A 20,843-nucleotide genomic window follows, 5' to 3' on the forward strand; every position below is an offset into this window, starting at 1 on the left:
AAGTCATCCGACGAACGGGCCGCCCGAGGCCATCCCGAGCGCCAGCGACGGGACGATGCCCAGCAGCAGCGTCACGATGACACCGAGGGTGATGGCGGCCGTGGTGAAGGCTCCGGGGACGGTGACGGTGGGCCCGTCGGGCGCCGGCTCGTTGAAGTACATGAGCACGATGACCCGCAGGTAGAAGAACGCCGCCACGGCGCTGGCCACCAGCGCGATGACCACCAGCGGGGCCATCCCGTCCTGGAGGGCGGCGGAGAACACCGCGAACTTCGCCGTGAAACCGCTGGTCAACGGGATTCCTGCGAGCGCGAGCAGCAGGAACGACATCACCCCCGCGAGTAGCGGTGATCTCTTCGCCAGCCCTGCCCACTGGGACAGGTGCGTGGCCTCGCCGTCGGCGTCGCGGACCAGCGAGATGACGCCGAAGACCGCGAGCGTGGTGAACCCGTAGGCCAGCAGGTAGAACAGCGTCCCGGAGACGCCCTGCTCCGTGATCGACATCGCACCGAGCAGCAGGAAGCCCGCGTGCGCGATCGACGAGTACGCGATCATCCGCTTGACGTCGGTCTGTGTGAGACCGAGCACGGCACCGATCACCATGGAGACGATCGCCACGGCCCACAGCACGCCGCGCCACTCCCAGCGGGTGTCGCCGAACGCGACGAAGAACACGCGGGTGATCGCGCCGAACGCGGCGACCTTGGTGCAGGCGGCCATGAACGCCGTGACGGGCGTCGGGGCGCCCTGGTAGACGTCCGGCGTCCAGGTGTGGAACGGACCGACCGAGCCCTTGAACAGCAGCCCGACGACGAGCAGCGCGAGTCCGCCGAACAGCAGCGTGTCGGAGCGGTCGGTGCCGGCGGCGGCCTGCGCGATCGCGGTGAGCCGCACCGAGCCCGCGTAGCCGTAGAGCAGTGCCAGGCCGTAGAGGAAGAACGCCGACGCGAACGCGCCGAGCAGGAAGTACTTGACCGCCGCCTCCTGCGAGAGCAGCCGGCGCCTGCGCGCCAGCCCGCACATCAGGTACAGCGGCAGCGAGAGCACCTCGAGACCGATGAACATCGTCAGCAGGTCGTTGGCCGCGACGAAGGTCATCATGCCGCCGAGCGCGAACAGGGCGAACGGGAAGACCTCGGTCTGCATCGTCGGCGCGGTGCCGGGCTCGCCGTAGTCGCGGTCGTCGTCCGCGGCGCCGCCGACCCCGGCCGAGCCGCTGGTGCCCGTCCCGCCACCGGCGACGGCCGCCCTGGCCACCGACGACGCGATGAACGCCCCGCCGGGCTCCACCGAGCGGTCGGCCAGCAGCAGGATGCTGCCCAGCCCGAGAATCAGCAGCGTGCCCCACAGGAACAGCGTCGGCTGGTCGACGGCGAGCGCGTCGCCCAGCGTCGTCAGGCCGGTGGGGCTGCCGCCCGCGTAGACACCGAGGGTGATGCCCGCCGCGGCGAGCACGACGAGGCTCAGCGCGACCTGGACGGGCCAGCGCTGGTGCCGGGGCAGGAACGCCTCGACGAGCACCGCGACGCAGGCGCCGCCCAGCACGATCAGCACCGGCGCGATCGCCGCGTAGTCGATCGCCGGCGCCGAGATCGGCGCGGGCGCCTGCGCGAGAAGAACCGGGGTCACCGGGACACCCCTCCCACCGGGTCGGCGAGACCGACCTCGGACATCGTGGCGGCCGCCGTCGGGTTGATCACGTCGAGCACCGGCCCGGGCAGGAAGCCCAGCACCAGGATCAGCACGACGAGCGGCGTCAGGACCCCGATCTCCCGCTTGGACAGGTCGGGGAAGCCGGTGGCGCCGCGGTCGGCGGCGACAGCCGGGTCGATCATGGTGCCGGGGCCGTCGCCACGGCCGCCGCCGAGCGCGGCGAGCACGGCGTTGCCGCGCAGCGGGCCCTGCATCGTGCGCTGGTACATCCAGAGCACGTAGAGCGCCGCGAAAATGATGCCCACCGTCGCGAGGATCGTGTAGACGGGCTGGCGCGGGAACGAGCCCAGCAGCACCAGGAACTCGCTCACGAACGAGTTGGTGCCCGGCAGCGCCAGCGACGACAGCCCGGCGAGGAGGAACACCCCGGCCAGCAGCGGCGCCACCTTGTGCACGCCGCCGTAGTCCCCGACGAGCCGCGACCCGCCGCGGGCGATGACGAGCCCGACGACGATGAACAGCATGCCCGTCGAGATGCCGTGGTTGACCATGTAGAGCACCGAGCCGCTGAACGACTGCGTCGAGAAGGCGAAGATGCCGAGCGCGATGAAGCCGAAGTGCGCGATCGAGGTGTAGGACACGAAGCGCTTCATGTCCGTCTGACCGACGGCCAGCAGCCCGCCGTAGAGGATGCCGATCACGGCCAGCGTCAGCACCAGGGGCGCGAGCTTCTGCGAGGCCAGCGGGAACAGCGGCAGGCAGTAGCGCAGGAAGCCGAACGTGCCGACCTTGTCGAGGACGCCGACGAGCAGCACACCCGCGCCGACCGGTGCCTCGGCACCGGCGTCGGGCAGCCAGGTGTGGAACGGCACCAGCGGCGCCTTGATCGCGAACGCGACGAAGAAGCCGAGGAACAGCCAGATCTGGGTGCTCTCCGGCAGCGACGCCGCCATCTTCTGCAGCTCGACCCAGGTGAACGTGCCCTGGCCCAGCTTGTTGCCGCTGACGACGTAGAGCCCGATCACCGAGGCGAGCATGATCAACCCGCCGAGCAGCGAGTACAGGAAGAACTTCACCGCGGCGTACTGCCTGCGCGGGCCGCCGAAGCGCCCGATCAGGAAGTACATCGGGATGAGCATTGCCTCGAAGAACACGTAGAACAGGAAGACGTCGGTCGCCGCGAAGACCCCGACCAGCAGGCCCTGGGTCGCGAGGATCAGCGAGAAGAACCCGCCCTGCGTGCGCCCCTCCGGGAGCTTCTCGTTCCAGGAGAACGCGAGCACGATCGGCACGAGCACCGCGGTGATCGCCAGCATGACGAGCGCGAAGCCGTCGATGCCGAGCGCGAAGCGCGTACCGAACGCCGGGATCCACTCGACGGAGAGCTCGAGCTGGAACCGGGCGCCGTTCTGCGCCGCCGGCACCGAGTACGCGAACCACGTGATGACGACGAGCACCAGCTCGACGACCGAGACCACGACCGCGGACCACTTGGCCGTGGCCTGGTCCTTGATCGGGCCGACCAGCGCCGCGCCGACGAGCGGCACGAGCAGCAGGACGACGAGAAGCACGGAGCCCCCACTCATGCGAACCTCACCGCCAGCAGCGCCGCGATGACGAGGACGGACCCGCCGAGCATGCTCAGCGCGTAGGACCTGACGAAACCGGTCTGCAGCCTGCGCAGCCGGCCGGACGAGCCGCCGAGCGTGGCGGCCGTGCCGTTGACGATGCCGTCGACACCCTTGTTGTCCAGGAACACCAGCGCCCGGGTGAGCCAGACGCCCGGCCGCGCGATCAGTGCCTCGTTGATCGCGTTGGCGTAGAGGTCCCTACGGGCGGCCTGGACGGGCAGCGAGACGTGCACCGGACGTTCGACCGGGGTGGGCCGGCGGCCGACGAACAGGTAGGCCAGCAGCACACCGAGCGCCGAGAGCCCGAGTACCAGCCACGGGACGACGGCGTGCGGCATGCCCCCGCCGGGGGACTCCTCGAGCGGGCCGAGCGTCGGCGTGAGCCACGTCGCGAGCCGGCCGCCCTGGGTGAGCAGGAAGCCCGCGAACACCGAGCCGATGGCCAGCACGATCATCGGGCCGGTCATCGCCGGGCCCGCCTCGTGCGGGTGGTAGTCGTGGCCGTCCGGGGACTTGATGTCCTGCCAGCGCTTCTTGCCGAAGAAGGTCATGATCATCAGGCGCGTCATGTAGAACGCCGTCAGACCCGCGGCGATCGCCGCGACGAGCCCGAACACCCAGCCCTGCCAGCCCGGCTGGCCGAACGCGGCCTCGATGATCGCGTCCTTGGTGTAGTAGCCGGACAGGAACGGGAAGCCGATCAGCGCGAGGTAGCCCAGCCCGAACGTCACGAACGTGATCGGCATGAACCGTGCGAGGCCGCCGTAGCGGCGCATGTCGACGTCGTCGTTCATGGCGTGCATGACCGAACCGGCGCCGAGGAACAGCCCGGCCTTGAAGAAGCCGTGCGCCAGCAGGTGCGCGATGCCCAGCGCGTAGCCGGCCGGCCCGAGCCCGACGGCCAGGATCATGTATCCGATCTGACTGACCGTAGAGTAGGCGAGCACCTTCTTGATGTCGTCGTAGGCGCAGCCGATGATCGCGCCGATCAGCAGCGTGATCACCCCGATGAGCGCCACGACCAGCCTGCCGTTCGTCGACAGGTCGTAGATCGGGTTGGCGCGGGCGATGAGGTAGACGCCCGCGGTGACCATCGTCGCCGCGTGGATGAGCGCCGAGACCGGGGTCGGGCCCTCCATCGCGTCCGGGAGCCAGGCCTGCAGCGGGAACTGGCCGGACTTACCGCAGGCACCCAGGAGCAGCAGGATCGTGATCGCCAGGACCGTGCCCGGCGGGACCTCGCCGATGCGGGCGAAGACCTCGGTGTACTGCGTCGTGCCGAGGTTCTGCCAGATCAGGAAGATCGCCAGCGCCAGCCCGACGTCGCCGACGCGGTTCATCAGGAACGCCTTCTTGGCGGCCGTCGCCGCGGAGGGGCGGTCCTGGTAGAAGCCGATCAGCAGGTAGGACGCGAGACCGACGCCCTCCCAGCCGAGGTAGAGCATCACGAAGTTGTTGCCGAGGACCAGCACGAGCATCGCCGCGACGAACAGGTTCAACTGCGCGAAGAAGCGCCGCCGGCCGGGGTCGTGGCTCATGTAGCCGGTCGAGTAGATGTGGATCAGCGCGCCGACGCCGGTGATCAGCAGCACGAACGTCAGCGACAGCGGGTCGAGCCGCAGTCCGAAGTCGACGTGCAGGCCGCCGACCGACATCCACTCGTAGACCGACACCTCACGGGTGCGCTGCGCCGGGTCGAGCGAGGTGGTGTCGAGGAAGATCAGCAGGCCGACGACGAACGCCGCGACGACCGTCAGGACGCCGAGCCAGTGGCCCCAGCGGTCGGCGCGCCGTCCGGCGAGGAACAGGATCAGCGCGCCGAGGGCCGGCAGTACCACGAGCAGCCACGCGAGCGAGGCGACACCGCTCGCAGCCGCGACTTGCCCCGCTTCGGGGAGCTGGGTGGGCACGGGGAGCTCCTAGTACTTGAGCAGGTTGGCGTCGTCCACCGAGGCGGACCGGCGCGTGCGGAAGATCGACATGATGATCGCGAGCCCGACGACGACCTCGGCCGCGGCGACGACCATGACGAAGAACGCCATGACCTGGCCGTTGAGCTGGCCGTTGATCCGCGAGAACGTCACGAGCGTCAGGTTCACCGCGTTGAGCATGAGCTCGATGCACATGAACACGACGATCGCGTTGCGGCGCACCAGCACACCCACGGCGCCGATGGCGAACAACAGCGCCGAGAGCAGCAGGTAGTACGTCGGGGTCATCGGTCACCGTCCTGCGAGGGGGTACCGCCGGTGAGGGCGTGCGGGTCGGCGGGCGCCTGCTCGATCTCCTCGACGGGCGTCGACTCGATGATGTCGGAGAGCGACTCCGGGGCGACCGAACCGTCGGGGAGCAGGGCGGGCACCGCGACGGAGTTGGCCGTCGCGAACACACCGGGGCCCGGCAGCGGCGAGACGCGGGCGTGCTCGCCGCGCAGCCGGGCCAGCACCGTCGCGCGCTGGCCGCGCTTCTCGTGCGACTTCGTCTGCGCGTGCGCGAGGACCATGGCGCCGAGCGCGGCGGTGATCAGCAGCGCCGACGTCAGCTCGAACGGGAGCAGGTAGTCGGTGAAGATCAGCCGGCCCAGGCCGGGCAGGTTGTTGTTCGATCCCTGCAGGTTCGCGCCGAGGCCGGCGGGGGTGACCGAGGTCAGCGACCGGGCGACCGCCGCGACGAGCAGGAGGGCGAGTCCCAGGCCCAGCAGCAGGCCCGCGATCCGCTGTCCGCGCAGCACCTCGACGACGGAGTCGGAGCTGTCGCGGCCGACCAGCATCAGCACGAACAGGAACAGCATCATCACGGCGCCCGTGTAGACGATGATCTGCACGAACCCGAGGAACGGCGCCTGCTGGACGATGTAGAGGATGCCGAGGCTCAGCATCGTCATGACGAGGAAGAGCGCCGAGTGCACGGCGTTGCGCGCGAACACCATCCCGAGCGCGCCGCCGAGCGCGACGATGCCGAGGATCCAGAAGGCGATGGACTCGCCGAGCGTCATCGGCCCGCCGGAGTCGGCGGCCGCCTGCGCGAGCGTGGTGATCATCGGACCTGCTCCCCGACAGGGTCGTTGTCGATCTTCTCGCCGGCCGCGGAGGCGCGGGCGAGCTTCGGCCCCTGCACGTAGTAGTCCTGCTCGTCGTCACCCAGGCGCATCGGGTGCGGCGGCTGCTCCATGCCGGGCAGCAGCGGCGCGAGCAGCTGCTCCTTGGTGTAGATCAGGTCCTGCCGGTTGTCGTCGGCGAGCTCGTAGAAGTTGGTCATCGTCAGCGAGCGCGTCGGGCACGCCTCGATGCACAGCCCGCAGCCGATGCAGCGCAGGTAGTTGATCTGGTAGTCGGCGCCGTAGCGCTCACCCGGGGAGTAGCGCGCCTCCTCGGTGTTGTCCCCGCCCTCGACGAAGATCGCGTCAGCCGGGCAGGCCCAGGCGCACAGCTCGCAGCCGACGCACTTCTCGAGGCCGTCGGGATGCCGGTTGAGCTGGTGGCGGCCGTGGTAGCGCGGGGCCGCCGGCGGGAAGTCCTCCGGGTACTCCTCGGTGACGACCTTCTTGAACATCGTCGAGAAGGTGACGCCGAAGCCCTTGAAGAAGTCGACGAACTCGGACATCTACTCGTTCTCCTTCCCGTGCTCGCCGGCGGCGACCGAGGCGGGCTCGCGGCCGGCCGCGGGGGCGACGGGCCGGGTGCGCGCACGTGGTGGCGTCGGGACCGAGAGGTCCAGTGGTGGCACCGGGTAGTCGGAGCCGAGCTCGATCGGCTCCGGGTCGGAGCTCTTGCGGTCGGGCACCAGGAAGGCGACGACCAGCACGACGGCCAGCACGATCCCGCCCGCGACCAGCAGGGTCGGGACGTCGCCCGCCGGGCTCTGCCGCCACGCCCGGACCGCGAAGATCAGCAGGATCCACAGCAGGCTCAGCGGCACCAGGCACTTCCAGCCCAGGCGCATGAACTGGTCGTAGCGCATCCGGGGCAGCGTCCCGCGCAGCCAGATGAAGACGAACAGGAACGCCAGCGTCTTCACGATGAAGGCGAGGAACTGGAACCAGCCGTTGTCGAAGCCCGACCAGAGGTGGCCGAGCCACGGGATCTGGCCGCCGCCGAGGAACAGCGTCGTGGCCATCGCCGAGACGGTCACCATGTTGACGTACTCGGCCAGGAAGAACAGCGCGAACTTCAGCGACGTGTACTCGGTGTGGAAGCCGCCGACCAGCTCGGACTCGGCCTCGGGGAGGTCGAACGGCGCCCGGTTGGTCTCGCCGACCATCGAGATCACGAAGACGACGAAGCTCGGGATGAGCAGCCACACGTACCAGCCGCCGCTCTGCGAGGCGACGATGTCGGCGGTCGACATCGAGCCGCTGTAGAGGATGACGGCGACGATCGACAGGCCGAGCGCGATCTCGTAGGAGATGACCTGCGCGGCCGAGCGGAGCGCTCCCAGCAGGGAGTACGGCGAGCCGGAGGCCCAGCCGCCGAGCACGATGCCGTAGACGCCGATCGACGAGCACGCCAGCACGACGAGCACGCCGACAGGGAGGTCGACCAGCTGCAGCACCGTGCGCTCGCCGAAGATCGAGACCTCACCGCCGAACGGGATCACCGAGAAGGCGATGAACGCCGGGATGCACGAGATCGCCGGGGCGATGAAGTACACCCGCTTGTCGGCGAGCGTCGGCATGATGTCTTCCTTGAAGGCCAGCTTCAGGCCGTCCGCGAGGGACTGGAGCCAGCCACCGGGCCCGACCCGGTTCGGACCGGGACGCTGCTGCATCCGGCCGACGACCTTGCGCTCCCAGTTGATCATGAAGAGCGTCAGCACGACGCCGAGCGCGAAGAGCCCGACGACCTTGATGATGATGATCCAGATCGGGTCGTCGGCCAGCAGCTGCTGGGTGGGGGTCACGCCGCACCTCCGTCAAGGTTGCCGGCGCCGGTGACGCCGACCAGGTCGCCGTGGCCCGCGCCGAGGACCGAGCGGACGCCGGGAGCGTCCACCGGGTTCGCCGGGAGCCACACCACGCCGTCGGGCAGGTCCGCGAAGGCGACGGGCAGGGTCACCGCCCCGCGGGCGGTGCGCACCGTGGCGGGCGCACCCTCGGCGAGGCCGAGCCGCTCGGCCGTCGCGCCGTTGACCCGCACCACCGCGGGCCGGGCCGTGCCGGCCAGGTGCGGCTCGTCGATCGACAACGAGCCGCTGCCGACGAGCTGGCGCCACGTCGCGAGGACCGCCTGGCCGTAGCCGGGGGCGGCCGCGTCGGCCGCACCGACCGTCGGCACCGCGCCGGACGCGGCGACCGACCCGAGCCGGGCCATGTCGCCGCCCGCGGCGGCCGAGGTCTGGGTGAACAGGTCGACGTCCATCTCGACGGCCAGGGTGTCGAGCACCCGGCAGTCGGGCAGCACGCCCGTCGCGTCGAGGGTGACGCCGAACTCGCGGCGGCGGCCCTCCCAGTTGACGTAGCTGCCGGCGCGCTGCACGTCGGGCGCCACCGGGAGCACGACGTCGGCGAGCTCGGTCACCGCCGACCGCTGGATCTCCAGGCTGACGACGAAACCGACCGCCGCGACGGCCTCCAGCGCCGCCGCCGGGTCGGCCAGGTCGTGCGGGTCGACCCCGCCGACGACCAGGGCCGACAGCACGCCGTCGGCCGCGGCGGCGAGGATCTCGTCGGCGTCGCGACCGGGCTCGGCCGGGATCGTCCCGGCCGCCAGGCCCCAGGCCTGCTCGACCTCGGCGCGCGCGGCCGCGTCGGTGACCGCGCGGCCGCCGGGCAGCAGCGTCGGCACGGCGCCGGCCTCGAGCGCGCCGCGGTCGCCGGCCCGGCGCGGCACCCACGCGATCTTCGCGCCGGTGCGCGTCGCGAGCTCCGCGACCGCGGAGTAGAGGCCCGAGACCTCGGCCGCCCGCTCGCCGACGAGCACGACCGCGCCGGTCGCGCTCAGCGCGTCGACGAGCTCACCGCCGCCCGCGGCCAGCTCGCGCAGCACCGCGGCCTCGCCGCCCGGCACTGCCGGGATCAGCGTCGCCTCGGTCTTCTCGACGCCCGGGGTGCTCCACTGGCCCAGCTGGAACACGCGCTGGCCGTGCTTGCGGACGGCCTTGCGCAGCCGGAGGAAGACGACCGCCGCCTCCTCCTCCGGGTCGAGCCCGACGGTGAGCACGGCCGGAGCCGCCTCCAGGGCCGAGAAGGTCACGCCGGTCTCCGGCGTCGTCCCGACGACGGTGGCCGCCAGGAACTCCAGCTCCTCCGCGCTGTGCGGGCGGGCGCGGAAGTCGACGTCGTTGGTGTGCGCGGCGGCGCGGGCGAACTTGGCGTAGGCGTAGGCGTCCTCGACGGTCAGCCGGCCACCGGGGAGCACCCCGATCCCGCCCTCGGCCCGCGCGGCCAGCAGGCCCTCGGCCGCGACGCGCAGCGCCTCGGTCCACGACGCCTCGGCCAGCACCCCGTCGGCCCCGCGGACCAGCGGCCGGGTGATCCGCGCGGGCGAGGTGAGGTAGCGGAACGCGAAGCGGGTCTTGTCGTCGATCCACTCCTCGTTGACCTCGGGGTCGTTGCCCGCGAGCCGGCGCATGACGGTGCCCCGCCGGGAGTCGGTGCGGATCGCCGCGCCGCTGGAGTCGTGCTCGGTCACCCCCGGCGTCGACACCAGGTCGAACGGGCGGGAGCGGAACCGGTACGCGGCGCTGGTGAGCGCGCCGACCGGGCAGATCTGGATGGTGTTGCCGGAGAAGTAGGACTGGAACGGCTTGTCCGCGGCCACCCCGATCTGCTGCTGCGCGCCGCGCTCGAGCAGCTCGATGAACGGGTCGCCCGCGATCTGCTCGGAGAACCGGGTGCAGCGCTGGCACAGGACGCAGCGCTCGCGGTCGAGCAGCACCTGCGTCGAGATCGGCAGCGGCTTGGGGAACGTCCGCTTGGTCTCGACGAACCGCGAGTCGGTCCGGCCCGTCGACATCGCCTGGTTCTGCAGGGGGCACTCGCCGCCCTTGTCGCAGATCGGGCAGTCGAGCGGGTGGTTGATCAGCAGCAGCTCCATGACGCCCTGCTGGGCCTTGTCGGCCACCGGCGACGTGTGCTGGGTCTTCACCACCATGCCGTCGGCCACCGTCATGGTGCAGCTGGCCTGCGGCTTGGGCATCGGCCTGCCGCCCATCTCCACCTCGACCAGGCACTGCCGGCAGGCACCGGCCGGCTCGAGCAGCGGATGGTCGCAGAACCGCGGGACGATGATGCCGAGGCGCTCGCACGTGCGGATCAGCAGCTCGCCCTGCGGGGCGTCGACCTCGATCCCGTCGATCGTCAGCCGGACGTGGCCCTCGGGAACGGGCCTGGTCTCGCTCTTCTCGGGAGAGAGAGTCACGCGCTCGCTCCAGTCAGGTCGGCCAGCTGCTCCGGACGGGCCACCGCCGGCTGCGCGGCGATCAGGTCGAGGAACTCCTGGCGGAAGTACTTGATGGCGCTGGTGATCGGGCTCGTCGCGCCGTCACCGAGAGCGCAGAAGGAGCGGCCGAGGATGTTGTCGCAGATGTCGAGCATCGTGTCGACGTCCTCGGGCGTGCCCTCGCCGTGCACCATCCGTTCGAGGATCTGGACCAGCCAGTAGGTGCCCTCGCGGCACGGGGTGCACTTGCCGCAACTCTCGTGCTTGTAGAACTCGGTCCACTTCATGACCGCCCACGGGACCGAGACGGTCTCGTTGAAGATCTGGACGGCCGTCGTGCCGAGCATCGACCCGGCCGCGGCCGCGCCCTCGAAGTCCAGGGGGACGTCGAGGTGCTCGGCCGTGAACAGCGGGGTCGACGACCCGCCCGGCGTCCAGAACTTGAGCGGGATGCCGTCCTTCATGCCGCCCGCCAGCTCCAGCAGCTCGCGCAACGTCGTGCCCAGCGGCGCCTCGTACTGGCCGGGCCGCTCGACGTGCCCGGACAGCGAGTAGATCTTGGGGCCGGGGCTGCGCTCGGTGCCCATCGTCCGGAACCACGCGCTGCCGCCCGCGACGATGTCGGGAACCGACGCGATCGTCTCGACGTTGTTCACCACTGTGGGAGACGCGTACAGGCCCGACGTGGCCGGGAACGGCGGCTTGAGCCGCGGCTGGCCACGCCTGCCCTCCAGCGAGTCGAGGAGCGCCGTCTCCTCACCGCAGATGTAGGCGCCGGCCCCCGCGTGCACGACGATGTCCAGGTCGAACCCGCTGCCCAGGATGTCGCGGCCCAGGTAGCCCTTGGCGTAGGCCTCCTCGACGGCACGGCGCAGCCTGCGGATGCAGTGCAGTGCCTCGCCCCGCACGTAGATCGCGCAGAAGTTCGCGCGGATCGCGTAGCTGGTGATGACGCAGCCCTCGATGAGCGAGTGCGGGTCGGCCATCATCGTCGGGATGTCCTTGCACGTGCCCGGCTCGCCCTCGTCGGCGTTGATGACGAGGTACTTGGGCTTCGCGCCGGCGCCCGTCGGGCCCTGCGGGATGAACGACCACTTCATGCCCGTCGGGAAGCCGGCGCCGCCGCGTCCGCGCAGCCCCGAGTCCTTGACCAGGTTGATCAGCTGGTCCGGGTGCGCGGCCAGCGCGGTGCGCAGTGCCGTGTACCCGTCGGTCCGCTCGTAGGTGTCGATCGACCACGAGCGGTCCAGCTGCCACCGGCGGGTCAGCACCGGGGTGAGCGGGTCGGGGCGGGACTCGGTCCCGGTGGTGTCCGTGTTCTCGGTCATGACTTCTTCTCCGGGAGCGGCGGCAGTGCCGGGTGCTCGGCGGGCCGGGCCGGGGCCTGCCAGCCGCGCTCGTCGGCGAGTGCGGCGCCGCGGACGGTCTCCGGCGCGATCGACGGGCCCTCCGCGACGGCGGCCAGGTCGGGGTGGAAACCGGCCAGCTCGAGCTCGACGGTCCGCAGGTCGGTGAGCGGCGCGCCGCGCGTGGGGTGCGGCTTCTCGCCGCGACGCAGCGCGTCGACCAGCTCCTCGGCCGACTCGACCGTCTGGTTGTCGAAGTACTCGTAGTTGACCTGGATGACCGGCGCGAGGTCGCAGGCCGCGAGGCACTCGGCGTGCTCGAGGGTGATCGACCCGGGCGTGCCGGGCTCGCCCGCGGTCTCCTCGTGGCCCAGCGGCCGGTCCTCGGTGCCGAGGCGGGCCTGCAGCCGGGCGTAGATGTCGTCGCCACCCAGTGCGGCGCAGAGGGTGTTGGTGCAGACGCTCACGAGGTGCTCGCCGCACGGGGTGCGCTTGTACATCGTGTAGAACGTCGCGACCGCGGAGACCTCGGCCGTCGTCAGGTCGAGGAGCTCCGCGCAGAACCGGATGCCCTCCTGGCTGACGTGGCCCTCGACCGACTGCACCAGGTGCAGCATCGGCAGCAGCGCCGAGCGTGACTGCGGGTAGCGCGCGATGATCTCCTTCGCGCGCTGCCGGGTCACCTCGTCGTAACTCGGGGAGACGATCGGGCCGTCGGCGGCCACGGGCGTCCACGTCACCTCGACGGGCCCGGTCACCTCGCGGCTGTTCATCTCGGGGTTGCCCTCGGGCAGTGTCATCGCGGCACTCCGCTGCGTTCGGTGGCCGGTGTCACCGGTCCACACCTCCCATCACCGGGTCGATCGACGCGACCGCGGCGATGACGTCGGCGACCATGCCGCCCTCGCTCATGGCGGGCATGGTCTGCAGGTTGACGAAGCTGGGCTCACGCATGTGCACGCGCACCGGGCGGGTGCCGCCGTCGGAGACCAGGTGCACGCCGAGCTCGCCGCGGGGCGACTCGACGCACGTGTAGACCTGCCCGGCAGGGACGTGGAAGCCCTCGGTGACCAGCTTGAAGTGGTGGATCAGCGACTCCATCGACTGACCCATGATCTTGCGGACGTGCTCGAGGGTGTTGCCCATCCCGTCCGAGCCGATCGACAGCTGCGCGGGCCAGGCGATCTTGCGGTCCTCGACCATGACCGGCCCGGGCTCCAGCCGCTCCGCGGCCTGCTTGATGATCTTCAGCGACTCGTGGATCTCGTGCAGCCGGACCAGGTAACGGGAGTAGCAGTCCGCGCCCGTCTCGGTGGGCACCTCGAAGTCGTACTGGTCGTAGCCCCAGTACGGCTCGACCTTGCGCTGGTCCCAGGCCAGGCCCGCGGAGCGCAGGATCGGCCCGGTCGCGCCGAGGGCGAGGCAGCCGTCGATCGGGAGGTAGCCGACTCCCTGCAGGCGCTGCTTCCAGATCGGCTGGCCCGTCAGCAGGCGGTCGTAGTCGCCCAGCCGGGAGTGGAAGACGGCGAGGAACTCGTCGATCTTCTCCTTCCAGTCGACCGGCAGGTCCTGCGCGAGCCCGCCGGGCCGGAAGTACGCGTGGTTCATCCGCAGCCCGGTCAGGTACTCCAGGAGGTGGAGCACCTCCTCGCGCTCACGGAAACCGGCCGTCATGCCGGTGAGCGCGCCGAGCTCCATGCCCCCGGTGGCCAGGCACACCAGGTGCGAGCCGATCCGGTTGACCTCCATGAGCATCACGCGGATGATCTGCGCCCGCTCCGGGACCTCGACGCCGAGCAGCTTCTCGACGCCCTTGACGTACGCGGCCTCGTTGAACAGCGGCGCCAGGTAGTCGGCCCGCGTGACGAACGTGACGCCCTGCGTCCACGTCCGGTACTCGCAGTTCTTCTCGATGCCGGTGTGCAGGTAGCCGATCACCGAGCGGGCCTGCGTCACCGTCTCGCCCTCGAGCTCGAGCACGAGCCGGAGCACGCCGTGCGTCGACGGGTGCTGCGGGCCCATGTTGATGACGATGCGCTCGTCGTGCTCGCCGTCGGTGATCGTGTCCCAGTCACCACCGGTGACGGTGTAGACCGTGCCCTCGGTGGTCTCGCGTTCCGGGGCGTAGGCGTCGGTCTCGGGAGGGGTGCTCACGAGTAGGCCCGCCTCTCATCGGGCGGAGGGATCTCCGCGCCCTTGTACTCCACGGGGATCCCCCCGAGGGGGTAGTCCTTGCGTTGCGGGTGGCCGTCCCAGTCGTCGGGCATGAGGATCCGGGTCAGCGCCGGGTGGCCGTCGAAGACGATCCCGAACATGTCCCAGGTCTCGCGCTCGTGCCAGTCGGCCGTCGGGTACACCTCGACGACGCTGGGCAGGTGCGGGTTCTCCGCCCCGCCCGCCCAGTCGAGGGCGACCTCCAGCCGGATGCGGCGCCGGTAGGTCATCGACAGCAGGTGGTAGACGACGTGCAGCCGTTGCGGCACGTCGACGCCGTAGTCGACCGCCGACACCGCCGAGCACAGCTCGTAGCGCAGCGACGGGTCGTCGCGCAGCGTCCGGCAGACCTCGAGGATGCGCTCGGCCGCGATGTAGAAGGTGATCTCGCCGCGGTCGATCGTGACCTGCTGGATCGCGCCGCGGGTGCCGCGCTCGTCGAGCGCGGCGACGAGGTCGTCGGCGACCTCGTCGAACCAGCCGCCGAAGGGGCGCTCGGCCGGGGCCGGCGCGTGGGCGGGCAGCCGGAGGCCGCCGAAGCCCGACGTGTCGCCGGTGCCGTGGACGCCGAACATGCCCCGCCGCTCGCGGCCCGCGGGCGCGGGACGGGTACCGCCCTCGACCGCCTGGTCGCCGAGCCCCGCGAGCTCGACCTCGCTCGGCTCGGGCGCGGTGCCGCCGCTCGCGGCGTGCTGCTCGTCGGCGGCGCCGCCACGCTGGGCGGACGACTGCTCGCCGCCGGTCGGCTCCGCGCCGCCCTCGCTGTCCTTGGAGGTGCCGGCGGTGCCGCCGGGACCCGTGCGTTCCGTCATCGCAGGCTCACTTCTTCTTCGCGAACTTGATCGACGACGGGACGAGCTCGGTCTTGTGCCCGCTCGCCGCCAGCTCGGCCGCGCGCTTGGGCCCGAGCGGCTCGTCCATGATCTTCGCGTGGATCTTGAGGATCGCGTCGATCAGCATCTCCGGCCGCGGGGGGCAGCCCGGCAGGTACATGTCGACGGGCACGACGTGGTCGACGCCCTGCACGATCGCGTAGTTGTTGAACATCCCGCCCGAGGACGCGCAGACACCCATCGCCAGCACCCACCGCGGCTCGGGCATCTGGTCGTAGATCTGGCGCAGGACCGGCGCCATCTTGTTGCTGACCCGGCCCGCGACGATCATCAGGTCGGCCTGCCGCGGGGACGCCCGGAAGACCTCCATGCCGAACCGCGCGAGGTCGTAGCGCGGGGCCCCGGTGGTCATCATCTCGATCGCGCAGCACGCCAACCCGAAGGTGGCGGGCCACAGCGACGACTTGCGCGTCCAGTTCACCAACTTCTCGACGTTGGTGAGCAGGACGCCGCTGGGCAGCTTCTCCTCGAGACCCATTACTCCGCCTCAGTTCCAGTCCAGGCCGCCGCGACGCCACACGTACACGTACGCGAAGCCGACCGTGACGATGAACAGCACGATCTCCACCAGCCCGAACAGGCCGAGCAGGTCGGCACTGATCGCGAACGGGTAGAGGAAGACCATCTCGATGTCGAAGAGGATGAACAGCATCGCCGTCAGGTAGTAGGCGACCGGCATCCGGCCGCCGCCCACGACGGGCTGCGGCGAGGGCTCGATACCGCACTCGTACGCGTCGAGCTTCGCGCGGTTGTAGCGGCGCGGTCCGACGAGCGGCGCGGCGGCGACGGATCCGATGGCGAACGCACCGGCCAGCACGGCCATCAGCACCAGCGGGAGATAGGGATCGAGCATCGGGGCAACCCTCGCCGTTTCTTCGTGCGGTGACTTGTGATCAGCGTCTTCGGGATCGATACCGCCTGGTGGGGGACCATATGTCTGGTCGACCGCACCACGGCAGTCAGGACAGCCTTAGTTCAAGCTCGGTGACAACCGGGTCATCGTGGCGAGGACCCGGTCCGACAGCCCTCCTTCACTCGGGTCGTAGAGGTTGGCCATCAGCTTGAGCAGCACGGCCATCACGGTCCGGCGCGGCAGTCCGTGCCGGCGCGCCACCCGCATCACCGACGGGTTGCCGACGAGGCGGGCGACGGCGGTGCCGAGCCGGTAGTACCGGCCCAGCGCCTCGGCCAGCCGCACGGGGTACGACGCGAGCGCCGCCTCCCGGGACGCGCCCTCGCGGGCCATCCCCTGGATCGCGCAGCCCGCCGCGAGCACCGCCGACTCCATCGCGTAGGCGATGCCCTCGCCGTTCAGCGGGTTGACCGTGCCTGCCGCGTCGCCCACCAGCAACATGCCGGGCCGGTACTGCGGTGTCCTGTTGAGGCCCATCGGGAGCCCCGCGCCCGCGGCCGGGCCCGTCGCGGTCTGCTCGGACAGGCCCCACTCGCCGGGCAGGCCGGCGACCCACGACGCCAACAGCCCCCGGTAGTCGGTGCGACCGCCGGCGGCGCGTGTGGTGGACAGCACGCCGAGGCCGACGTTGGCGGTCCCGTCGCCCATCCCGAAGACCCAGCCGTAGCCGGGGAGCAGGGCGGGGTGCGCGGGATCGGCGCGGTCCCACAGCTCGAGGTGCGTCTCGAGGTACGCGTCGTCGCTGCGCGGGCTGGTGAAGTAGCGACGCACGGCCACGCCCATCGGCCGGTCGTCGCGGCGGGTGATGCCGACGCTCTGCGCGACCCTGGCGGAGACACCGTCGCAGGACAGGGTGAGCGGCGCGCGGAAGGACACCGGCCGCCGGTCGGTCCCGGCGCGCTCGTGGCCCGCGACACCGACGACACGACCCGTCCGCTCGTCGGTGACGGCCCCGGTGACGGTGGTGTTCTCGCGCAGCCGCGCGCCCGCGCGCTGGGCGGTCCGGGCCAGCAGGTCGTCGAGGTCGGCCCGTGGCCGGACGGCGCCGAAGTCGGGGAACACCGCGGAGGTCGGCCAGTCGAGCTCGACGCCGACCCCGCCGCCGACCACGCGCAGCCCGCGGTTGTGCACCCACCCCGCGGCGCGCGAGCAGTCGACGCCCAGGTCGATGAGCTGCTTCATCCCACGCGGGGTGAGCCCGTCGCCGCAGACCTTCTCCCGCGGGAACGTCGCCTTCTCCAGCAGCAGGACGTCGAGCCCGGCGCGGGCGAGATGCGTCGCCGCCGTCGATCCCGCCGGCCCGGCACCGACGACGATGACGTCCGCATCGGCGTCGGGCCTGCCGCGGTGTGCGGCAGCGCCGGTGGTGGTGGGCGCGCGCATCAGGCTCCTTGTGAACAGTTTCACGAAGTCCGCAGCAGTCTAGGCTCCACGTCCAGCCCTGGACGCGGATGGTCTGTGATTTCGTCGGCGGACCCCGGGGTTCGGCAAGACTGCCTGCTCCCGACCCCGCCGGCCTCCCCCGGAGAGGGGGCGCGGAAGGTCATCACGGGACGGGCCGCGGACCCCGCCCGACGCGGGTCAGGGACGGCGCGCGCGGTGCAGCGCGACGGCGCCGAGTGCCAGGTCGCGCCAGGCGACGCCCGTCCAGCCGGCCTCGCCGATGATCCGTGCCAGGTCGGCCTGCGCCGGCCAGTCGCGGATCGACTCCGCCAGATAGGTGTAGGCGTCGGGGTTCGACGAGACGCGTCGCGCGACGGCGGGCAGCACTGTCGCGAGCATCACGTCGTGGTAGGCGACGCGGAACGGGGCGAACGTCGGCGTGCCGAACTCGCAGACGACCAGCCGCCCGCCGGGCCGCGTGACACGCGCCATCTCCCGCAGCGCCGCGCGGGTGTCGACGATGTTGCGCAGCCCGAAGGAGATCGTCACCGCGTCGAACGAGGCGTCGGCGAACGGGAGGTGCAGCCCGTCGGCGGCCACCTTCGGCACGTCGCGGCGCGCGCCCGCACGCAGCATCCCCAGCGAGAAGTCCGCCGCGACGCACCAGGCGCCGGAACGGGCCAGCGACACCGTCGAGACCGCGGTGCCCGCGGCGAGGTCGAGGACCTTCTCCCCCGGGCGCGGATCCAGCGCCGCGCGGGTCAGCGAGCGCCAGCGCCGGTCCTGGCCGGCGGTGAGGACGGTGTTGGTCAGGTCGTAGCGGCGCGCGACCCCGTCGAACATCGCCGCGACGTCGTCGGGTCGCTTGTCCAGGTCCGCGCGGGTCACCCACCGAACGCTACGCGGCCGTGCCCGGCGGGCTCCCCAGGGCCGCGAGCATCGCGGCGACCGAGGTCGGCCAGCCGAACTGCTCGGCCCTGGTGCGGGCGGCCGCGCGGCCCGCCTCCGGATCGGCGACGAGCAGGCCGGCCACCGCCGACGCGAACGCGGCCGCGTCGTCGGGCGCGGCCGCCCCCGCCCGGCCCTCGACGATCTCCGGCAGTGCCGAGGACGCCGACACCACGACGCGCGTCCCGCTGGCGAGCGCCTCCAGGGCGGAGAGCCCGAACGTCTCGTGCGGGCCGGGCGCGAGCGACACGTCGGCCGACGCCAGCAGCGTCGCGAGCCGGGCCCGGTCGGGTACGAACCCCGTGAACGTCACCGGCAGCCCCGCGGCGCGCCGGGCCATCGCCGCCCGTCGCGGGCCATCGCCGACGACGACGAGCCGGGCGTCGACGCCGTCGCGGCGCAGCGCGGCCAGGGTGTCGACGCTGCGCTCGGGGTGCTTCTCCGGGGAGAGCCTGCCGCAGTGCACGAGCAGGGCCTCGGCGCCGCCGGCCAGGTCGCGGCGCAGGGCGCCGTCGCGGCGGCGGGGGCTGAACGTCGCGAGGTCGACACCGAGCGGGACCTGCGCGACGTTCGCCGCGCCGATGCGGTCGAACTCCGCCCGGGCGAACCCCGTCGTGCACACGACGGTGTCGTACGCGGCCGCCATTCGCGCGTTGGCCGCGTCGGCGACCACGACGGCCGCGCGGGCGGGCAGCAGGAACTGGGCGAGCAGCCGGTCGAGCCGCTCGTGGGAGATGACGACGCCCGGCACCCCCCGCCGCGACGCCCACTCCCCCAGCCCGCGCAGCGTCAGCCGGTCGGAGACCTCGATCGCGTCCGGCGCGAGGAGGTCGAGCAACCCCCGGACCCGCCACGGGTCGACCGCCCGGTAGCCGCCGGTCCCCGGCAGCCGGGGCGCCGGGACCGTGATCCGGCGCACGCCCGACCCGAGCCGCTCGTCGGTCCGCCGGTGGCCGGGCACGACGAGGACGACGTCGTGGCCGTGCGCGACGTAGCCCGCGCCGAGGTGGGTCAGTGCGGTGCGCAGGCCGCCGGACCGCGGCCCGTAGAAATTGGCGAGCTGGACGATGCGCACGGGCTCACGCGGCCCGCTGTGAGCGGGAGTGGTCGCCATGGCGACCATTCCCGCTCACGACCTGTGCGGCGACGACCTCGGCGTAGTGGGCCAGCAGCTCGTCGCACACCGACGACCACGTCCGGCGCAGCACCGACCGGCGTGCCGCGGCGCCGAACGCGGCACGCCGCTGCGGGTCGCACAGGCTCGCGACGGCCGCCCGCAGCTGCGCGTCGGCCGCGTCCGCGGCGGGATCGCCCGCGTCGGTGCCGGCGGGCCGGGGTGGGACGAGCAGGCCCGTCCGGCCGGGGAGGACCAGGTCGCGCGGCCCGCCCGCGTCAGGGGCGACGACGGGCAGCCCCGACGCCAGCGCCTCCTGCACGGCCTGGCAGAACGTCTCGGACGGGCCGGTGTGCACGAAGACGTCCAGCGAGGCGTAGATCGCGGCGAGGTCGTCGCCGTCGCGGAAGCCGAGGAACGCGGCGCCCGGCAGGGTCGCGCGCAGCCGCTCCTCGCTCGGCCCGGCCCCGACGACGACCAGCCGCACCCCCGGCAGTCCCGCGAGCGCGGCGAGCCGTTCGACCTGCTTCTCCGGCGCGAGCCTGCCGACGTAGCCGACGAGGACCTCCGCGTCGGGTGCCAGCTCCGCGCGCCGGGCCGGCGAACGCCGCGACGGGGTGAACCGCCGGGTGTCGACCCCGCGTGCCCATCGGTGCACCCGCGGCACGCCGCGCCGGCGCAGCACCTCGGCCGCCCAGCTCGACGGTGCGAGCGTGCGGTCGGCCTGCGAGTGCAGCCGGCACGTCCAGCGCCACGCGGCGCGCGCGGTCAGCCCGAGCCCGTAGGACGACGCGAACCCGGCGACGTCGGTCTGGTAGACCGCGACCGTCGGGATGCCGAGGCGGCGGGCGGCGGCCAGCCCGCGCGCGCCGACGACGAACGGCGCCGCCAGGTGCACGACGTCGGGGGCGAAGGCCCGCAGCGCGGTGAGGATGCGCCTGCTCGGCACCCCGACCGGCATCGAGTTGACGACGGGCAGCTCCACGGCCGGCACCCGTACGACCGGCACGTCGCCCCAGCGATCGGGCTCACCGGTCCCGGGTGCGACGACGAGCGCTTCGTGCCCGGTCTCGCCGAGGTGCTCCAGCACCCGCAGCACCGAGTTCGTGACGCCGTTGACGACGGGCAGGAAACTCTCGGAGACGATCGCGACACGCACGCCCCGACCCTGCACCGGCCCGGTCCCCGCGGGCCGACGCCCGCGCGACACGTCGCGGAACACCCGCCCAACAGCGGGTGCCCGTCCTGGGCGCCCCGTGAGAGCGGCACCTGCGAGCTGCGCCCTTCCCGGCCGCGTAGGGGTATCCGGCCACGCAGGGGATCCCCCGCGGCGCGCGGGTTTTCCGGTCGCGCAGGGGTTTCCCGGCCG

Annotated in this window: 18 protein-coding genes; all 18 read right to left on the reverse strand. The window is 72.1% G+C overall.

Annotation, left to right across the window (positions count from 1 at the left end; translation table 11 throughout):
* Window positions 1-3: 3 nt before the first annotated feature.
* The gene (gene nuoN, locus PSED_RS27920; RefSeq protein WP_013677585.1) at window positions 4-1,629 is read right to left on the reverse strand and encodes an NADH-quinone oxidoreductase subunit NuoN; all 1,626 of its coding nucleotides are present in this window, start codon (window positions 1,627-1,629) and stop codon (window positions 4-6) included.
* Window positions 1,626-3,239 carry an NADH-quinone oxidoreductase subunit M gene (locus tag PSED_RS27925; protein WP_013677586.1) on the reverse strand — a complete coding sequence of 538 codons (1,614 nt, stop codon included), beginning with the start codon at window positions 3,237-3,239 and terminating at the stop codon, window positions 1,626-1,628. The genes nuoN and PSED_RS27925 overlap by 4 nt, the downstream gene beginning before the upstream one ends.
* Window positions 3,236-5,194 carry an NADH-quinone oxidoreductase subunit L gene (gene nuoL / locus PSED_RS27930; RefSeq protein ID WP_013677587.1) on the reverse strand — a complete coding sequence of 653 codons (1,959 nt, stop codon included), beginning with the start codon at window positions 5,192-5,194 and terminating at the stop codon, window positions 3,236-3,238. The genes PSED_RS27925 and nuoL overlap by 4 nt, the downstream gene beginning before the upstream one ends.
* Window positions 5,195-5,203: 9 nt before the next feature.
* A complete protein-coding gene (gene nuoK, locus PSED_RS27935; protein ID WP_013677588.1) occupies window positions 5,204-5,503 on the reverse strand; it encodes an NADH-quinone oxidoreductase subunit NuoK in 300 nt (99 codons plus the stop codon).
* Window positions 5,500-6,324 (reverse strand): NADH-quinone oxidoreductase subunit J, encoded by an 825-nt coding sequence (locus PSED_RS27940; protein WP_013677589.1) that lies wholly within the window; start codon window positions 6,322-6,324, stop codon window positions 5,500-5,502. The genes nuoK and PSED_RS27940 overlap by 4 nt, the downstream gene beginning before the upstream one ends.
* Window positions 6,321-6,887, reverse strand: coding sequence for an NADH-quinone oxidoreductase subunit NuoI (nuoI, locus tag PSED_RS27945; protein WP_013677590.1), 567 nt, complete (start codon window positions 6,885-6,887; stop codon window positions 6,321-6,323). Before nuoI ends, PSED_RS27940 begins: the two co-directional genes overlap by 4 nt.
* A complete protein-coding gene (nuoH, locus tag PSED_RS27950) occupies window positions 6,888-8,183 on the reverse strand; it encodes an NADH-quinone oxidoreductase subunit NuoH (protein WP_013677591.1) in 1,296 nt (431 codons plus the stop codon).
* Entirely contained in the window at window positions 8,180-10,642 is a 2,463-nt protein-coding gene (locus PSED_RS27955) for an NADH-quinone oxidoreductase subunit G (RefSeq protein WP_013677592.1), read from the reverse strand. The genes nuoH and PSED_RS27955 overlap by 4 nt, the downstream gene beginning before the upstream one ends.
* Entirely contained in the window at window positions 10,639-11,991 is a 1,353-nt protein-coding gene (gene nuoF / locus PSED_RS27960) for an NADH-quinone oxidoreductase subunit NuoF (protein ID WP_013677593.1), read from the reverse strand. The genes PSED_RS27955 and nuoF overlap by 4 nt, the downstream gene beginning before the upstream one ends.
* Window positions 11,988-12,809 (reverse strand): NADH-quinone oxidoreductase subunit NuoE, encoded by an 822-nt coding sequence (gene nuoE / locus PSED_RS27965; RefSeq protein ID WP_013677594.1) that lies wholly within the window; start codon window positions 12,807-12,809, stop codon window positions 11,988-11,990. The genes nuoF and nuoE overlap by 4 nt, the downstream gene beginning before the upstream one ends.
* A 31-nt stretch (window positions 12,810-12,840) precedes the next feature.
* A complete protein-coding gene (locus PSED_RS27970; RefSeq protein ID WP_013677595.1) occupies window positions 12,841-14,163 on the reverse strand; it encodes an NADH-quinone oxidoreductase subunit D in 1,323 nt (440 codons plus the stop codon).
* Window positions 14,160-15,035 carry an NADH-quinone oxidoreductase subunit C gene (locus PSED_RS27975; RefSeq protein ID WP_013677596.1) on the reverse strand — a complete coding sequence of 292 codons (876 nt, stop codon included), beginning with the start codon at window positions 15,033-15,035 and terminating at the stop codon, window positions 14,160-14,162. Before PSED_RS27975 ends, PSED_RS27970 begins: the two co-directional genes overlap by 4 nt.
* A gap of 7 nt (window positions 15,036-15,042) precedes the next feature.
* Entirely contained in the window at window positions 15,043-15,594 is a 552-nt protein-coding gene (locus tag PSED_RS27980; protein WP_013677597.1) for a NuoB/complex I 20 kDa subunit family protein, read from the reverse strand.
* 9 nt (window positions 15,595-15,603) lie between these two features.
* On the reverse strand, window positions 15,604-15,969 hold the full coding sequence (locus tag PSED_RS27985) for an NADH-quinone oxidoreductase subunit A (RefSeq protein ID WP_013677598.1): 366 nt from the start codon (window positions 15,967-15,969) through the stop codon (window positions 15,604-15,606).
* 117 nt (window positions 15,970-16,086) lie between these two features.
* Window positions 16,087-17,412 (reverse strand): geranylgeranyl reductase family protein, encoded by a 1,326-nt coding sequence (locus PSED_RS27990; protein WP_013677599.1) that lies wholly within the window; start codon window positions 17,410-17,412, stop codon window positions 16,087-16,089.
* 198 nt (window positions 17,413-17,610) lie between these two features.
* Window positions 17,611-18,300: a demethylmenaquinone methyltransferase gene (locus tag PSED_RS27995; protein WP_013677600.1), complete on the reverse strand. Its 690-nt coding sequence runs from the start codon at window positions 18,298-18,300 to the stop codon at window positions 17,611-17,613.
* Between the two features lie 10 nt (window positions 18,301-18,310).
* Window positions 18,311-19,435 carry a glycosyltransferase gene (locus PSED_RS28000; protein ID WP_041762603.1) on the reverse strand — a complete coding sequence of 375 codons (1,125 nt, stop codon included), beginning with the start codon at window positions 19,433-19,435 and terminating at the stop codon, window positions 18,311-18,313.
* 4 nt (window positions 19,436-19,439) lie between these two features.
* Window positions 19,440-20,633 carry a glycosyltransferase family 4 protein gene (locus PSED_RS28005; protein WP_013677602.1) on the reverse strand — a complete coding sequence of 398 codons (1,194 nt, stop codon included), beginning with the start codon at window positions 20,631-20,633 and terminating at the stop codon, window positions 19,440-19,442.
* Window positions 20,634-20,843 lie beyond the last annotated feature (210 nt).

Origin of the sequence: Pseudonocardia benzenivorans CB1190, from assembly GCF_000196675.2 — a bacterium.
Lineage (GTDB): Bacteria > Actinomycetota > Actinomycetes > Mycobacteriales > Pseudonocardiaceae > Pseudonocardia > Pseudonocardia benzenivorans.

Coding starts and splice junctions, on each gene's coding strand:
- PSED_RS27925 (WP_013677586.1), bottom strand. CDS start 3,239: ATGAGTGGGGGCTCCGTGCTTCTCGTCGTCCTGCTGCTCGTGCCGCTC.
- nuoK (WP_013677588.1), bottom strand. CDS start 5,503: ATGACCCCGACGTACTACCTGCTGCTCTCGGCGCTGTTGTTCGCCATC.
- PSED_RS27940 (WP_013677589.1), bottom strand. CDS start 6,324: ATGATCACCACGCTCGCGCAGGCGGCCGCCGACTCCGGCGGGCCGATG.
- nuoI (WP_013677590.1), bottom strand. CDS start 6,887: ATGTCCGAGTTCGTCGACTTCTTCAAGGGCTTCGGCGTCACCTTCTCG.
- nuoF (WP_013677593.1), bottom strand. CDS start 11,991: ATGACCGAGAACACGGACACCACCGGGACCGAGTCCCGCCCCGACCCG.
- nuoE (WP_013677594.1), bottom strand. CDS start 12,809: ATGACACTGCCCGAGGGCAACCCCGAGATGAACAGCCGCGAGGTGACC.
- PSED_RS27975 (WP_013677596.1), bottom strand. CDS start 15,035: ATGACGGAACGCACGGGTCCCGGCGGCACCGCCGGCACCTCCAAGGAC.
- PSED_RS27980 (WP_013677597.1), bottom strand. CDS start 15,594: ATGGGTCTCGAGGAGAAGCTGCCCAGCGGCGTCCTGCTCACCAACGTC.
- PSED_RS27985 (WP_013677598.1), bottom strand. CDS start 15,969: ATGCTCGATCCCTATCTCCCGCTGGTGCTGATGGCCGTGCTGGCCGGT.
- PSED_RS27990 (WP_013677599.1), bottom strand. CDS start 17,412: ATGCGCGCGCCCACCACCACCGGCGCTGCCGCACACCGCGGCAGGCCC.